14 protein-coding genes and 1 pseudogene are annotated in these 15953 nt (G+C 60.3%); 13 read left to right on the top strand and 2 right to left on the bottom strand.

From position 1 onward, the window contains the following. Positions 1-99 precede the first annotated feature (99 nt). The gene (locus GNG26_RS11535) at positions 100-1635 is read right to left on the bottom strand and encodes a PAS domain-containing methyl-accepting chemotaxis protein (RefSeq protein WP_156238813.1); all 1536 of its coding nucleotides are present in this window, start codon (positions 1633-1635) and stop codon (positions 100-102) included. Between the two features lie 347 nt (positions 1636-1982). Between GNG26_RS11535 and GNG26_RS11530 the strand changes: the two genes are divergently transcribed. From GNG26_RS11530 to pptA, 10 genes and pseudogenes are all read left to right on the top strand, one after another. Beyond that, complete coding sequence (locus GNG26_RS11530; RefSeq protein WP_156238811.1) at positions 1983-2522, top strand: adenylate kinase; 540 nt, start codon at positions 1983-1985, stop codon at positions 2520-2522. A 110-nt stretch (positions 2523-2632) separates the two neighbouring features. Further along, the gene (locus tag GNG26_RS11525) at positions 2633-3628 is read left to right on the top strand and encodes an LLM class flavin-dependent oxidoreductase (RefSeq protein WP_156238809.1); all 996 of its coding nucleotides are present in this window, start codon (positions 2633-2635) and stop codon (positions 3626-3628) included. Next, positions 3625-4746 (top strand): amidohydrolase, encoded by a 1122-nt coding sequence (locus GNG26_RS11520; RefSeq protein ID WP_156238807.1) that lies wholly within the window; start codon positions 3625-3627, stop codon positions 4744-4746. Before GNG26_RS11525 ends, GNG26_RS11520 begins: the two co-directional genes overlap by 4 nt. A 15-nt stretch (positions 4747-4761) precedes the next feature. Further along, positions 4762-7022 (top strand): annotated as a pseudogene (locus GNG26_RS22690) (NtaA/DmoA family FMN-dependent monooxygenase). Between the two features lie 9 nt (positions 7023-7031). Then, on the top strand, positions 7032-7541 hold the full coding sequence (locus GNG26_RS11505) for a GNAT family N-acetyltransferase (protein ID WP_156238801.1): 510 nt from the start codon (positions 7032-7034) through the stop codon (positions 7539-7541). Positions 7542-7550: 9 nt separating this feature from the next. Continuing rightward, entirely contained in the window at positions 7551-8474 is a 924-nt protein-coding gene (locus tag GNG26_RS11500) for an amino acid ABC transporter permease (RefSeq protein ID WP_156238799.1), read from the top strand. Beyond that, a complete protein-coding gene (locus GNG26_RS11495) occupies positions 8458-9231 on the top strand; it encodes an amino acid ABC transporter ATP-binding protein (protein WP_103822025.1) in 774 nt (257 codons plus the stop codon). Before GNG26_RS11500 ends, GNG26_RS11495 begins: the two co-directional genes overlap by 17 nt. A 9-nt stretch (positions 9232-9240) precedes the next feature. Continuing rightward, positions 9241-10128 carry a transporter substrate-binding domain-containing protein gene (locus GNG26_RS11490; RefSeq protein ID WP_156238797.1) on the top strand — a complete coding sequence of 296 codons (888 nt, stop codon included), beginning with the start codon at positions 9241-9243 and terminating at the stop codon, positions 10126-10128. Positions 10129-10171: 43 nt separating this feature from the next. Further along, the gene (locus GNG26_RS11485) at positions 10172-10792 is read left to right on the top strand and encodes a glutathione S-transferase family protein (RefSeq protein WP_114386998.1); all 621 of its coding nucleotides are present in this window, start codon (positions 10172-10174) and stop codon (positions 10790-10792) included. A gap of 32 nt (positions 10793-10824) precedes the next feature. Further along, entirely contained in the window at positions 10825-11055 is a 231-nt protein-coding gene (gene pptA, locus GNG26_RS11480) for a tautomerase PptA (protein WP_156238795.1), read from the top strand. 54 nt (positions 11056-11109) lie between these two features. Here pptA and GNG26_RS11475 read toward each other — a convergent pair whose 3' ends face one another. Next, complete coding sequence (locus GNG26_RS11475) at positions 11110-12006, bottom strand: LysR family transcriptional regulator (RefSeq protein ID WP_156238794.1); 897 nt, start codon at positions 12004-12006, stop codon at positions 11110-11112. Positions 12007-12135: 129 nt separating this feature from the next. Here GNG26_RS11475 and GNG26_RS11470 point away from each other — a divergent pair, with 129 nt between their 5' ends. Genes GNG26_RS11470 through GNG26_RS11460 form a run of 3 tightly spaced genes read left to right on the top strand, consistent with a single transcriptional unit; the run spans position 12136 to position 15791 of the window. Beyond that, positions 12136-13443: an MFS transporter gene (locus tag GNG26_RS11470; RefSeq protein ID WP_156238792.1), complete on the top strand. Its 1308-nt coding sequence runs from the start codon at positions 12136-12138 to the stop codon at positions 13441-13443. A 14-nt stretch (positions 13444-13457) separates the two neighbouring features. Beyond that, positions 13458-14525 (top strand): tartrate dehydrogenase, encoded by a 1068-nt coding sequence (locus tag GNG26_RS11465; protein ID WP_156238790.1) that lies wholly within the window; start codon positions 13458-13460, stop codon positions 14523-14525. A gap of 3 nt (positions 14526-14528) precedes the next feature. Then, a complete protein-coding gene (locus tag GNG26_RS11460) occupies positions 14529-15791 on the top strand; it encodes a glycerate kinase (protein WP_156238788.1) in 1263 nt (420 codons plus the stop codon). Positions 15792-15953 lie beyond the last annotated feature (162 nt).

Here is a 15953-nt window from a genome sequence, read left to right as displayed (position 1 = left end):
ATGGTTTAACATATTCTTAACCTGAATGCGCTTTCCATCAAGTCATCTTCAGTTGGCGTGCGGCCACCGTCTGTTTTTTATCGTCTTACCCCATCACTTTTAGCCGCCAAACACCGCAATCGCCTGTTGCAGGCGGGTGGTGCGCTGGGTGAGGTGGTTGGCCGCCTGAGTGACATGCTCGACCATCCCGGTATTGTTATGGGTCATTACCCCGATACGGGAGATGGATTCATTAATCAGGCTCAGGGCCTGGGTCTGCTCCTGGGTAGCGTGTCCTATCTCCTTAATAAGCGATGACATGTTCAGTACGTTGCCAATCATGGTGGTCAGCTGCGCTTCGGTCTGCGCTACCATATCCACCCCGGCATTGACGCTGGCGACGTTTTTTTCGATAAGCGCGGCGATCTCCTTCGCCGCTGACGCAGAGTGCTGGGCCAGATTACGCACCTCGGCAGCCACCACCGCAAAACCGCGTCCGGCACCTCCGGCGCGGGCCGCTTCCACCGCGGCGTTGAGGGCCAGAATATTGGTCTGGAAGGCGATCCGGTCGATCACCGCAATGATATCGACGATCTGGCCGTTATCCTTTGATACCGACTGCATCACGCCGATGGTTTGCTTCATCACGGCTTCGCCGCGGTACGCGCTGGCGCTGGTCTGGTCCGCCATCTGGATAGCCTGTTCTGCTGTTTCTGCGGTCTGCTGAACCGCGCTGGCTATCTCTTCCACCGCCGCGGCCGTCTGCTGGAGATCGTCCGCCGTCTCTTCGGATCGCGCCTGCAGGGCATCGCCTTCCTTCGCCACATGCTGGCTGATAGCGCGAATGCCGCTGATTTGCGTTCCTACATCATCCACCAGTGAATTGAGGTTTAAACCGGACTGATTAACCAGTCGCATCATTAAGCCTATTTCGTCGACACGTTCAAAATGGGTATAGTCCGTTTTGCGCCCGGAAACCACGCACTGCATCTTTTTGACAATGGTTTTTAACGGGCGACAAATCTGGGCATTAAGAAACAACCCCAGCAAAATAAAAAGGAGCCCCAGCGCCGCAATTTGAATTAATCCGCCGGGGAGAGATAAAGAAACGGCAAAGGCGAGCAGGGCGGTTATCCCAAGGGAGTAATTAATCCGTTTTGCCGTGCTGAGCCGTTTGAATAGCGAGAGAAAGGAAAATAGTCCCCGGCGAACCAGCACCCCTTTATAAAAGCGGTGGCCTTTAACCTGATTATTACGCACCCGTTTATAGAGCGCTTCACTGGCATCTATCTCATGGCGCGCGGGAATATTGCGTACCGAGATATAGCCGGTAAGCGTGTCATTCTGATAAACCGGCGTCACGTTGGCGCGCACCCAGTAGTGATCCCCGTTGTGACGGCGGTTCTTCACCAGTCCCGTCCAGCTCTCCCCCTCGTGCAGGGTAAACCACATATCGGCAAACGCCTGTGCAGGCATATCCGGGTGGCGGATCACATTATGAGGTTCACCAATAAGATGTTCTTCTTTATAACCGCTGGCATCAATAAAGGCCGAGTTCGCGTAAGTAATATGGCTCTGGATATCGGTGGTCGACATTAAGGTCGAGCCTTCGTTAAGCAAATACTCGTTTTGTGTAACGTGATTGTTACGCCTCATAAATAACTCCGGGGTGATGTCTGCGTAAAGCGAAGCCGCCCAAAAAAGTTCAGGCAAGGTAAAATTGTTATTCTTAAATATTACGACGGGCGTATTCTCCACAAAATTTAAAAAATTATAAAGCGCCTGAATTAACTATTTTTTTCAGTTTCATCTGGGCTCGTGTAATAAAAATGCAATCAATAAAGTGCAGGCGAAAAACAGAGCGGTAAATAAATCGACTTAAGCCAAATGAAAAGGGGTTAATCAAGCCATGATGTAAATCACACCTTTCGGAATAGCGTTTCATTAACAATGATAAAACATTATGATGGTTAACAACGGTTATCCAATCTTCAGGTGAGACGATGAAAATTAATATTATTGGCACCAGCGGTAGCGGCAAAAGCACGCTCGCCCGCCGGATCGCCACGGAACTGGCGCTGCCCTGTATCGAAATGGATACCCTCTACTGGCTCCCGGAGTGGCAGGGCACCCCGGATAATATTCTCGTTGCGAAGCTGGAAGCCGCCCTCAGCGCGACACCTGGCTGGGTGCTGGACGGCAACTATAACCGCACCCGCCCCGTAAAATGGCGCGACGTGGATCTGGTGGTGTGGGTGGATTACGGCCTGGCCCGCACACTGCGTCAGGCGGTGACGCGGGCGGTAAAACGCGCCTGGACGCAGCAGGAGCTGTGGCCCGGCACCGGCAACCGGGAGAGCTTTCGCCGCTCCTTTTTAAGTCGCGAGTCGATCCTGCTCTGGACGCTTAAAACCTGGCGCAGCAACCGGGCGCGCTACGAGGCGGATATGCGCAACCCCTCTTATGCCCATATCCGCTTTGTCCGCATCACCACCCGACAACAGGCCGAAGCGCTGCTCGCTGAGTTGCGTGCAGCGCGCTAACCCGCCGCAGTATTTCTGAAATATGGCAAACCAAATGTAAATTAATTGTTTCTCAGCGGTGAAATCGCCCCTTAATAATGGCGACATGTTTAATCAAATGAGATTGCAACATGTCCTGGCGAATCAGCATTCTGGATAAAAGTCCTGTCGCAGAACACGAAACGGCCGCCGATGCGCTGGCCCGCACCCTGAGCCTGGCGCAGCAGGCGGAGACGCTGGGTTATCACCGCTTCTGGATTGCCGAACACCACAACACCCCGCAACTGGCGAGTCCGTCCCCGGAGCTGCTGATTGCCTGGATCCTCGGGCAGACACGGCGCATTCGCGTCGGCTCCGGCGGGGTCATGCTGCAACACTACAGCCCCTACAAAGTGGCGGAAAACTTCAACCTGCTGGCGGCGATTGCCCCAGGGCGTGTGGATCTGGGCGTCGGCAAGGCGCCCGGCGGGCTGCCGCTCTCGACAAAGGCGCTCCAGCTCGGCCTCAACCCGCAGGAGAAGGGCGATTTCGCCGCACAGCTGGCGCAGCTGGATGGCTGGATCAACCCAGGTTCAGAGGAGGAGGCGGTGCGTGCCACCCCGCGGCCGCAGGTGCCTGCCGCCGGTTTTCTGCTGGGTGCCAGCGTGGAGAGCGCGCGTCTCGCCGCCAGCCTCAACTGGGACTTTGTCTTTGCCGCTCATCTGAATGGCGACCCCGATCTGCTGCGCGAGGTTATTGGCACCTGGCGCGCCCACAGCGCCCGGGAGGTGATTGTCGCGGTGCAGGCCATCGTTGCCCCCACACAGGCGCAGGCCGGGGCGCTGGCAAGCGCAGTAGAGGTGTGGGGCGTTGAGCTGGCCAACGGCCAGCGGGTGACCGTCGCCAGCGAAGAGCAGGCCTACGCCTTTGCCCGCCAGGCGAACAGCGAGCCGCTGCGCATCGCCCGTCGCGCCCAGTCCCTGCTGGTGGGCACTGCGGAGTCGGTGCTCGAACAGCTGGAGGCGTTGCATCAGCAGTGGGGCATTGACGAGTTCATCATTGATACCCCGGTGGCCGACGGCGCTGCGCGGGTGCAGTCCCTGCGCCTGCTGGCCCAGGCCCGACAGCAGCGGGAGGTGGCGGTATGAGCCTGGAGCAACAGCTGATCGCCTGGCGCCGCGAGCTGCACCAGAACCCGGAACTCTCCGGGGAAGAAGTCCAGACCACCGCCCGTCTGCGTCAGTGGCTGGGTGACGCCGGGATCGCCGTCCTGCCCTATGACCTGCAAACCGGCGTGGTCGCCGAGGTGGGGAGGGGTGAAAAACAGATTGCCCTGCGCGCCGATATCGACGCCCTGCCGATTGAGGAGCGCAGCGGGGTGGCGTTCACCTCCCAGCGTGCCGGGGTGATGCACGCCTGCGGCCACGACATACACACCAGCGTGATCCTCGGCGCCGCCTTGCAGCTGAAAGCGCGGGAAGAAACGCTCAATGGCCGGGTGCGGATCCTGTTCCAGCCCGCGGAGGAGAACTTCGGCGGCGCCAAAAGCCTGGTCCGCGCCGGGGCCTTGCGTGACGTCAGCGCCATCTTCGGCATGCATAACGAACCTGGTTTACCGGTCGGACACTTTGCCACCCGCGGCGGCCCGTTTTACGCCAACGTCGACCGCTTCGTGTTGCGCATTACCGGTAAAGGCGCTCACGCCGCCCGTCCTCATGAAGGTCACGACGCCATCGTCACCGCCAGCCAGCTGGTGACGGCCCTGCAAAGCGTTGCCAGCCGCAACGTCAACACCCTCGACTCGGTGGTACTGAGCGTGACGCGCATTACCGGGGGAAACACCTGGAACGTGCTGCCGGAGCACGTCGAGCTGGAAGGGACCCTGCGCACCCATCGCACCGAAGTGCAGCAGAACGTGAAGGCCCGGGTAGCTGAGATCGCCGCCGGATTCGCCAGCGCCTTTAATGCGCAGATCGATATCACCTGGTATGCCGGGCCTACCGCGCTGGTCAACGACGCCACCTGGGCCGAGTTTGCCACCTCGGTGGCGCGAGAAACCGGCTACGAGACGCAGCAGGCGGAGCTTCATATGGGCGGGGAGGATTTCGCCGTCTACCTCCAGCAGATCCCCGGCGCATTCGTCAGCATTGGCAGCGCCAGCCCCTATGGATTGCATCATCCGGCTTTTAACCCGGACGAAGCCCTCATCGCACCCGCCGCGCGCTATTTCGCCCGGCTTGCAGAAAAAGCACTGAATCAACTTTAAGGGGAAGGAGTCACTATGACCGCAACACGACAGCTGCGTCTGGGCACGATATTGCATGGCGCGTCGGGGAATATGTCGGCCTGGCGCCACCCGGCAGCAATCGCCGATGCCAGCATCAATTTTGATTTCGTCAAAGAGACGGCCCTGAAGGCCGAAGCGGGCAAGCTCGATTTTATCTTTGTTGCGGATGGCCTCTACATCAACGAGAAGTCGATCCCGCATTTCCTCAACCGCTTTGAGCCCCTGACCGTGCTGTCGGCGCTGGCGACCGTCACATCACGGTTGGGGCTGGTGGGGACATTATCTACCTCCTACAGCGAGCCCTTCACCGTGGCGCGCCAGTTCGCCAGCCTCGATCACCTGAGCCATGGCCGGGCGGGCTGGAATGTGGTCACTTCGCCGCTGGAGGGGTCAGCAAAAAATTTCTCCCGGGATAAGCACCCGGAGCACGCCCTGCGTTACCGCATTGCCGACGAATATCTCGACGTGGTGAAAGGGCTGTGGGACTCCTGGGAGGGCGACGCCTTTGTGCGTAACAAAGCGACCGGGCAGTTCTTCGATCCGCAAAAGCTGCACACCCTCGATCACCACGGGGATTTCTTTAAGGTGGCCGGGCCGCTGAACATTGGGCGCACGCCGCAGGGCAGGCCCATTGTCTTCCAGGCCGGGGCCTCGGACGACGGCAAAAAGCTGGCGGCGAAACATGCCGACGCCATCTTTACCCATCATGAAACCTTTGATGAGGCCCAGGCGTTCTGGCATGACGTGAAAAGCCAGCTGAAGCAGCATGGCCGTCGCGCGGACGAGTTGCATATCTTCCAGGGGGTAAGCGTCATCGTCGGGAAAGACGCCGACGACGTGGAGCAGCAGTACCAGACCACCGCGGCGCTGGTCTCCATCAACGACGCCCTGAACTATCTTGGCCGCTACTTTGAGCATCACGATTTCAGCCAGTATCCGCTGGACGAGGCCTTCCCGGACATTGGCGATCTGGGGAAAAACAGCTTCCGCAGCACCACCGACGAGATCAAGCGCAACGCCCGGGAGCGCAACTTAACCCTGCGTCAGGTGGCGCTGGAAGCCGCCTCGCCGCGCCCGCGTTTTTCCGGCACCCCGGAGCAGGTGGCCGATGGCTTACAGCAGTGGTTTGAAGGTTATGCGGCGGATGGTTTCATTATTCAGGGCGGCACGCCGGATACCTTCCCGCGCTTTGTTGACCAGGTGGTGCCGCTGTTGCAGGCGCGCGGCCTGTTCCGCACTGAATACCCCGGCAACACCCTGCGTGAGAGTCTGGGTTTAGCGCAGCCCGTTAATCAGTTCACAAAACAATAAGAGAACCTGCCATGAAACAATCATCGCTTATTCTGGCGCTTGCGCTGGCCTTTACCCCTGCCGTCTGGGCAGAGAACGTCACGATTAACGGCACCGGGGTGAGCCTCGAGGCTAACAAAACGCCGATCAACACGGCAAAAAATCCCCTGGCCATCGCCCAGTTGCCCGCCAGTTTTAAACCGGTGGTACCGGGAAAATTCACCGTAGCGATTGCCGGCTTGAGCCAGCCGCCGCTGACGGTCTTCGCCGATGACAACAAAACCCTGATTGGCAGCGAGGCGGATATCGCCCGTCTGGTGGCCGACAGCCTCGGGCTGGAGCTGAACGTCGTGCCCACCTCCTGGGAAGACTGGCCGCTGGGCGTCGCCTCCGGGAAATACGATGCGGCGATCAGCAACATCACCGTCACCAAAGAGCGTAAAGAGAAGTTTGATTTCGCCACCTACCGTAAAGATTCGCTGGGCTTCTACGTGAAATCCACCAGCCCCATCACCAAACTCGAGAAAGCGGAGGATATCGCCGGGCTGCGGATCATTGTGGGCTCCGGCACCAACCAGGAGGCGATCTTGCTGGCGTGGGATGCGGAGAACCAGAAGAAGGGGCTGAAGCCGTTCACGCCGATCTACACCAAAGATGATGCCGCCCAGACCCTGGCGCTGCAGTCCGGTCGCGCGGATGCCTATTTTGGCCCGAACGTGATTGGCGCATGGAAAGCGGCTCTGAACGGTAAAACCAAACTGGTGGGCAGCGTGGATGGCGGCTGGCCGAAAGCGGCCCACATCGCCGTGACCCTGAAAAAAGGCAGTGGCCTGGCAGAGCCGGTGCAGACCGCCCTCAACGGCGTGATCAAGAACGGCGACTACGACAAGGTGTTGAACCGCTGGGGTGAAGGTGTGGAACGCATTCCTCATTCGGAAGTTAACCCGGCCGGTCTTGGCGACTAAGGAGAACCTATGAGCGACCTTTTTCGTGACGTTTCGCCGGAGGACGCCGATCTTCAACCCATTATTAATGGGCTGTTCGGAGAATACGCGGCGCGCTACGGGGACTACTTCTCTAAAGATGCCGAGGTCGAGCTAACCGAGTGGTATCTGGCGCCCCAGGGGCTGTTTATCGTGCTGGAGCGCGACGGAAAGATTATCGCCACCGGGGCCTATAAGCCTTTCGACGCGCAGACCGCCGAGATCAAACGTATCTGGACCGACAAATCCCTGCGCCAGCAGGGGCTGGCCGCCCGGGTGGTGCAGGAGCTGGAGCGCCGGGCGTGGCTTGCCGGTTATAGCCAGATCTACCTCACCACCGGCTTTCGTCAGCCGGAAGCGGTGCGGCTCTACCTGAGCCAGGGCTACACGGCGCAGTTCGATCTTAACCGCGACCCGGAAGAGTACAGTCAGCCGCCGTTCGACGGGCGGCTGCGCTTCACCAAAACGCTGGTACGCGAAGCGTTCAGCAAATCGGCATGAGGAACGACGATGAACAACGTTGAAACCATCAAAGTGGTCCCGGCGCGCTATCCGCTGCGCACCGTGGGAGCGATTGTTGCGCTGTTTGTGCTGGCGGTGGTCATTCAGTCGGTGGCCTTTAACTCGCGCTGGGAGTGGGCGGTGTTTGCCCGCTGGTTCTTCGACCCGGTGATCCTCGAAGGGGTGGGGCAGACGCTGCTCCTGACGCTGATCGGCACCGTACTTAGCGTGGTGTTTGGCGGCGTGCTGGCGCTGGCGCGGTTGTCCTCCTCGTGGCTGTTGAGCAGCCTCGCCTGGGGCTATATCTGGCTGTTCCGCTCCCTGCCGCTGATTGTGGTGCTGATCGTTCTCTACAACTTCTCCTATCTCTACGACACGCTGTCGCTCGGCGTGCCGTTTACCGGCATCACCTGGGGCAGCTTTGAGACCATCAACGTGCTGGGGCAGTTTTCAACGGCGGTGGTCGGGCTGACGCTGGTGCAGAGCGCCTATACCGCGGAGATCATTCGCGGCGGCTTCTTAGGGGTCGATCACGGCCAGTATGAAGCGGCAGCCGCGCTGGGTTTACCGGCCTCACGCCGCACCCTGCGTATCATTCTGCCTCAGGCGCTGCGCACCATTTTGCCTTCCGGGTTTAACGAAATCATCAGCCTCGCCAAGGGCACTGCGATGGTCTACGTCCTGGCCATGCCGGAGCTGTTCTACACCATCCAGATGATCTACAACCGCACCCAGGAGGTGATCCCGCTGCTGATGGTCGGTGCCGTCTGGTATCTGGTGATCACTACCGTGCTCTCGGCCATTCAGCATCTGGTTGAGCGAGGCCTGGCCCGTAGCGAGCGCCGTTCGGCGGTAAACAGCTCCCGCGCCACCCGTACCCGTTCCGTTACCACCCCAACCACACAGGAGCCCGTCCATGCCAGCCTCTCCTGAAGGACATATTTCCATTACCGGTGTGAGCAAGTTCTTTGGCCGCCACAAGGCGCTGGATAACGTCTCGCTGGAGATCCCGCCCGGCTCGGTAACGGTGATCCTCGGCCCGTCCGGCTCCGGTAAATCGACCCTGCTGCGCACCATTAACCACCTGGAGCGCGTTGACGAAGGCTTTATCCAGATAGACGGGGATTACATCGGCTATCGCCGCGAGGGCAACACGCTGTACGAGCTGAAAGAGAAGGCGATCCTCAAACAGCGGGTCAACGTCGGCTACGTGTTCCAGAACTTCAACCTCTTCCCGCACCTGACGGTGCTGGAAAACCTGATTGAGGCGCCCATCGCCCACAAACAGCTGAGCCGTAAAGAGGCCGTCGAGCGGGCTTACGAACTGCTCGACGTGGTGGGGCTGCGGGATAAAGCCGACGCCTGGTCGCGTCATCTGTCCGGCGGGCAGCAGCAGCGCATCGCCATTGCCCGGGCGCTGGCGTTGCGTCCGCGGGTGATGCTGTTTGATGAACCGACCTCGGCGCTGGACCCCGAACTCGTTGGCGAGGTGCTGGATGTGATCAAAAAACTGGCCCGCTCCGGCACGACGCTGGTGGTGGTGACCCATGAGATCGGCTTCGCCCGGGAAGTGGCGGACCAGGTGGTGTTTATGGTCGACGGCAAAATCGTGGAGCAGGGCAGCAGCGACGAGGTGTTGAACCGACCGTCACACGCCCGAACGCGGCAGTTCCTGTCCAAAGTGCTGTAAGGAGTGAAGATGAAAAAGGGAGTACTGGCGTTACTCATGGTGGTATCCACAAGCCACGCCGCAATTGATTTACAGGCCAACGAACAGCCACTACCGGTGACGGTGGATAAACAGGCGGTGGCGAAGATCCCCGCTAACTACAAATTTGTCGAACCGGGCACCCTGACGGTGGCTATTTCGGCGCTCAACTCGCCGCCGCTGGCATTGCTGGCAAGCGATAACCGCACCCGCATCGGCAGCGATCCGGATATCGCCCGATTGCTGGCGGGCAGTCTCGGTCTGAAGCTCAAGCTGGTGCCAACCGCGTGGGAGGACTGGCCGCTGGGCATCACCTCCGGTCGTTACGACGTGGCGCTGGTCAATATTGCGGTGACCGAGCAGCGTAAACAGAAGTTTGATTTTGCCACCTATCGCGTCGATAACCTGGCCTTCTCGGTAAAAACCACCAGCGAGGTGCAATCGATTAAAAGCGCCGCCGATCTCTCAGGTAAAAAAGTGATTGTCGGCTCCGGCACTAATCAGGAGCGCATTCTGCTGGGCTGGAACGAGGAGAACAAAAGCGCCGGGCGGGAGCCTGCGCTGCCGGTCTACCTGACCGACGACGCCTCCGGCAATCTCTATATTCAGTCCGGCAGGGCGGATGTCTTCTTCGGCCCGCAGTCGGTTTCGGCCTATAAAGCGGCGCTGACCGGCAAAACCCGGGTGGTGGGTTTAGGGCCGAAGAAGGCGTATGTGGCGACCACCACCAAAAAGGGGAACGGACTGGTATACGCCTTACAGGCCGCCCTCGACGGGGCCATTCAGCGGGGAGAGTACCAGAAGGTGCTGGCGCGCTGGGGCGAGCAGGGCGAAGCGGTGACGCAGTCGGAGGTTAATCCGCCAGGCATCACCTACTGATGCTGCTCTACACTTAGGGTTTTGACCCTGAAGTGGAGCGATCATGATCAAAGTGTATGGCGTACCGGGCTGGGGTTCAGCCATCAGTGAGGTGATGCTGACCCTCGCCGACATTCCGTATCAGTTTATCAACGTCGACGGGTTTGATAAGCCGGGGGCAACCCGTGAGCTGCTGGAAAAACTCAACCCGCTGTGTCAGGTGCCAACCCTCGAGCTGGAAAATGGCGAAATCATGACGGAGACGGCGGCGATCGCGCTGATGATCCTCGATCGCTGTCCGGATCTTGCGCCTCCGGTTGGACGCGCGGAGCGCCAGCAGTTTCAGCGCCTGCTGATCTGGCTGGTAGCCAACGTCTATCCCACCTTTACTTATGCCGACTACCCGGAGCGCTGGGCACCGGACGCCCCGGAACAGCTACAGCAAAACTGCCGCGAATACCGGAAGTCGCTCTACCTGTGGCTGGATAATCACCTCAAAGCCACCCCGTATGCTTTTGGCGAGCAGATCACCCTGATCGACTGTTATCTGTGCGTGATGCGTACCTGGGGGCCACGTCCGGACTGGTTTGCTGCCAATACCCCGAAGATCACGGCCATCGCCGATAGCGTGTGCAAGCTCCCGAAACTGCACAAGGTGCTAAAAGACAACACTATTCTCTGCTAGTCTGGAATGCTCATTCAAAAGGAGCCCTGCACATGCCACACGTTGATATTAAATGTTTTCCCCGCGACCTGAACGACGAACAAAAAAACGCCCTGGCGGCGGATATCGCCGAGGTGATTACCCGTCATCTGAACAGTAAAGATCGCGCCATTTCCGTGGCCCTGAACGAAGTCGCAGAAGCCGACTGGAAAGCGCAGGTCTGGGATACGGAGATTGGCCCGAAGCTGGATGAGTTGATTAAGAAGCCGGGTTATTCGATGTAAGCCTTTGCCCGGCCTGCGTGCACGCCGGGTAAGGCGCAGCCGCCACCCGGCGATTCACACATACAGCTCCGGATGTTCCTCCAGCATCGCCAGCATATTATCCCGGATCTCATCCTGCGCCCCGGCCATCCACACCGCCTCCAGCGGCATCCCCATCTGCTCCGCGCCGTTCAACTGCACAAATTTCACGCCCGGCATCAGATAGCGACTGCTCCAGGCGGGCACAATCGCCAGCCCAATGCCCGCTGCCACCAGGTTGATAATGGTCTGCTTCTCATCCGCCATCTGTGACACTGTCACTTCAATGCCCGCATTATGAAAGAGATTCATGGTCAGGTCGTGGCTGTGCGGGCGCGAGCGCCGCTCCGGCAGGATCATCGGCATCCCTTCCAGCTCCGCGATATCGACCCTCTCCCGGTCGGCAAACGGATGGCTGGCGGGCAGGGCGAGGATCCCCGGCTCATTGCATAAAAATGCCCGGCCAAACTGGGCGTCGAGCTGCGCGGGCGGGCGGATAAAGACCAGATCCAGCCTGCCGCTTTTCAGCTTCGGCAGCAGATGCACGGTCTTATCTTCGAACAGCTGGATCTCCACATCCGGGTAGTGCTGGCGGAAGAGTTGCAGCAGTCCGGGCAGCAAACCGATGGCCGCGCTGTCGATGGTGCCGACGCGCAAAAGCGGCTGCGCCCGGCGTGGATTTTGACGAAATTGCAACATAATCGCGTCGGCATGGGCGAGCAACTTTCGTGCCTCTTCCCGCAGCAAAACGCCGTTCTCCGTGAGCGCCACCCGGCGGGTCGAGCGGGTAAACAGCCGCGTGCCAAGTGCCTCTTCTAAAAGACGAATATTCCTTCCCAGGGCGGAGGGCAGCATATCCAGGCGCTGGGCCGCCTGACCGAAATGCAGGGTTTCGGCTACCGCCAGAAAACAGCGCAGGTGTTGTAGTTCCATTTTGGCTCGCTCGCGATTATTGCATTTTTTTGTATAAACCGATGCGCATGATCATGCAAGAAATATCAGCATACTCATCAGGGCAGCCCGACTGCGTACCCTACAAAATAATTATGAGGAACACCTCACATGACCTGCACAATCGAACAACGGGTAATGCGCAAAATCACCTTGCGCATCGTACCCTTCATCATGCTGTTGTACTTCATCGCCTTCCTCGACCGCGTGAATATCGGTTTCGCGGCGCTCACCATGAACGCCGACCTCGGCTTCTCCCCGGCAGTGTTTGGCTTCGGCGCCGGGATCTTCTTCCTCGGCTACTTCCTGTTTGAAGTACCCTCCAACCTGATCCTGCATAAGGTCGGGGCGCGCATCTGGATTGCCCGGGTGATGATCACCTGGGGGCTGGTCTCCGGCGGCATGGCCTTCGTGCAGGGTACCACCAGCTTCTACACCCTGCGTTTTCTGCTCGGCGTGGCGGAAGCGGGCTTCTTCCCGGGGATCATCCTCTACTTAAGCTACTGGTTCCCGGCGCAAAAGCGCGCCCAGGTGACGGCCATCTTTATGGCAGCGGCACCCATCTCCACCGCCCTCGGCTCGCCGATCTCCGCGGCGCTGCTGGAGATGCACGGCATGATGGGCTTCGCCGGCTGGCAGTGGATGTTTGTTCTCGAAGCGGTGCCGGCGGTGATTCTCGGCGTGGTGGTGCTGTTCTGGCTCACCGATCGCCCGGAAAAGGCGAAATGGCTCAGCGAAGAGGAGCGTGGCTGGCTGATTGCCACCCTGCAACGTGAGCAGGCGGCGAAACAGGACACGGCGCAGCACAGCGTCTGGAAGGGGCTGCTGGATAAACGCGTTCTCGCGCTGTCGCTGGTCTACTTTGGCACCTCCGCCGGGCTCTACACCCTGGGCATCTGGTCGCCGCAGATCATCAAAACCATCGGCGTCTCCTCCATGACCGTTGGCCTGCTGAACGCGATCCCGGCGGTGCTGGCGGTAGCGGCAATGGTGCTCTGGGCGCGTCATTCCGACAGAACCGGTGAGCGCGCCTGGCATGTGATTGCCGCCTGCATTGTGGCTGCGGCAGGGCTGTTTATGGCGGGCAGCACGGCGAGCATCGTTGGGGTGATCCTCGCCCTGACCATCGTTAACTGCGGCATCAGCGCCTCTAAGCCACCGCTGTGGAGCATGCCAACCCTGTTCCTTTCCGGTTCGGCGGCGGCGGCGGGGATTGCCACCATCAACTCACTCGGCAACCTGGGCGGCTTCGTCGGTCCGTTCATGATTGGCCTGATTAAGCAACAGACCGGCAGTTATACCTGGGGACTGTGGTTTGTCGCCGGGCTGCTGATCCTCTCTTCACTGGTGGTGCTGTGGCTTTCGGCGTCCAGCCGCAAGGCGCAGGCCAACGAAACATTAATTCAGTCAAAACATTAACTTAAGGAAAAACCATGAAAGATTACGCCATTGCAGCCATCCCCGCAGACGGTATCGGCCCGGAAGTGATCACCGCAGGGGTTGAGGTCTTACACGCGCTGGCCCAGCGTCAGGGAGATATGCGTTTCTCAGTACATACCTTCGAGTGGGGCTCGGACTACTACAAAACCCACGGCGTGATGATGCCGGAGGATGGCCTGGAGCAGTTAAAAGCCTTTGATGCCATCTATTTTGGCGCGGTGGGCGCGCCGGACGTGCCGGATCACATCACCCTGTGGGGGCTGCGCCTGCCGATCTGCCAGGGCTTTGATCAGTATGCCAACGTGCGGCCAACCAAAATTCTGCCGGGCATTCAGTCCCCGCTGCGCCAGGCGGTACCCGGCACCCTCGACTGGGTGATCGTGCGTGAGAACTCGGAAGGGGAATATTCCGGCCACGGCGGTCGTGCGCACCGCGGCCTGCCGGAAGAGGTGGGCACCGAGGTGGCGATCTTCACCCGCACCGGGGTAACGCGCATTATGCGCTACGCCTTCCGCCTGGCGCAGTCGCGTCCGCGTAAGTTGTTAACCGTTGTCACCAAGTCCAACGCCCAGCGCCACGGGATGGTGATGTGGGATGAGATCGCTGCCGAAGTCGCCCGCGAATTCCCGGACGTCACCTGGGACAAGATGCTGGTGGACGCCATGACCGTGCGCATGACCCTGCACCCGGAGTCGCTGGATACCATCGTGGCAACCAACCTGCACGCCGATATCCTCTCCGACCTGGCGGGGGCGCTGGCGGGCAGTCTGGGGGTTGCGCCGACCGCCAATATCGACCCGGAGCGTCGTTTCCCGTCGATGTTCGAACCGATCCACGGCTCGGCGTTTGATATCACCGGTAAAGGCATCGCCAACCCGGTCGCCAGCTTCTGGACGGCGGCGCAGATGCTGGAGCATCTGGGGGAAGGGGAAGCCGCTGCACGCCTGATGGCGGCGGTGGAGCGGGTCTGCGCCGAAGGGATCATGACCCCCGACGTGGGCGGCACGGCCAACACCCGCGAGGTCACCCAGGCGGTGATCCGCGCCATTGCAGAAGGCTGATCTATGGCACAACACGACGACAGCGCCCTGCGAGGGGCGCTTACTGAGATCTTCATGGCGGCGGTGAAAAGCGCCGACCCCCATGAGGCGCTGATTAACGCCCTGCCGGAGAAACCGCGCGGTCGCTGCATTGTGGTCGGTGCCGGGAAAGCCAGCGCCGCCATGGCCGCCGCGCTGGAGGCCGCCTGGCCGGATGTGGATCTACAGGGCGTGGTGGTAACGCGTTACGGGCACGCTGTGCCGACGGAAAAAATCCGTATCGTCGAGGCGGCGCACCCGGTATCCGATGCCATGAGCGAAGTGGCCTCAATGCTGATGATGGAGCAGGTGAAGCACCTCACCGCCGACGACTGCGTGATTGCGCTTATCTCCGGCGGGGGATCGTCCCTGCTGGCCCTCCCGCGCCAGGGCATCACCCTGGCCGACAAGCAGGCGGTGAACAAAGCGCTGTTGAAGAGCGGGGCGACCATCAACGAGATGAACACGGTGCGCAAGCAGCTCTCGGACATCAAAGGGGGACGCCTGGCGCTGGCGGCGCTGCCTGCCCGGGTGATTACGCTTATCATCAGCGACGTACCGGGTGACGATCCCCAGAGCATTGCCTCCGGCCCGACGGTGGCGGACAGCTCCACGCCAGAAGAGGCGCTGGAGATTATCGCCCGCTATGGCCTGAAACTGCCGGAGCCGGTAATGCGCGTGCTACGCACCCCGCGCGCCCCGGTGACGACAGCAGAGATTGTCGAGGATATCCGCCTGATCGCCACCCCCTCCGGCGCGCTGGCCGCTGCCGCAGCCGTGGCGCAGAAGATGGGATACACCCCGCTGATCCTGGGCGATGCGCTGGAGGGTGAAAGTGCGCAATTAGGCATCGTCATGGCCGGGATCGCCAGATCCGTAAAACAGCATGGACTCCCGGTAAAAGGCCCGGCGGTGCTGCTGAGCGGTGGAGAGACCACGGTGACGATTGGCGATACCGGCTGCGGTCGCGGCGGGCGCAACACCGAGTTCCTGCTGGCGCTGGCCTGTGCGCTGAAGGGCGAGGCGGGGATTTACGCCATCGCCGGGGACAGCGACGGGATTGACGGCACCGAGGATGCAGCGGGAGCGATCGTCACGCCGGATACGCTGGCTCGCACCGCGCTTGATGCTAAGGCGATGCTGCGCGGACATGACAGCTACAGCTACTTTGCCGCCGCGGGCGATCTGGTGGTGACCGGCCCGACATTAACCAACGTGAATGATATCCGGGTGATAATGATCGCCTGACCGGAGCAGTGCCGGGCGGCGCTGCGCTTGCCCGGCCTACAACGGCACCGGCCCTGTAGGCCGGGTAAGGCGCAGCCGCCACCCGGCGTTGCTGCGCGGTCTGATTCCCTCACCGTAAATCACCCGTCCCCCCTTTTGACAGGGCACTACACTGATCTACAT

The sequence above is a fragment of the Leclercia sp. J807 genome (assembly GCF_009734465.1).
Lineage (GTDB): Bacteria > Pseudomonadota > Gammaproteobacteria > Enterobacterales > Enterobacteriaceae > Enterobacter.
This window is presented reverse-complemented; position numbering and strand designations above follow the sequence as displayed.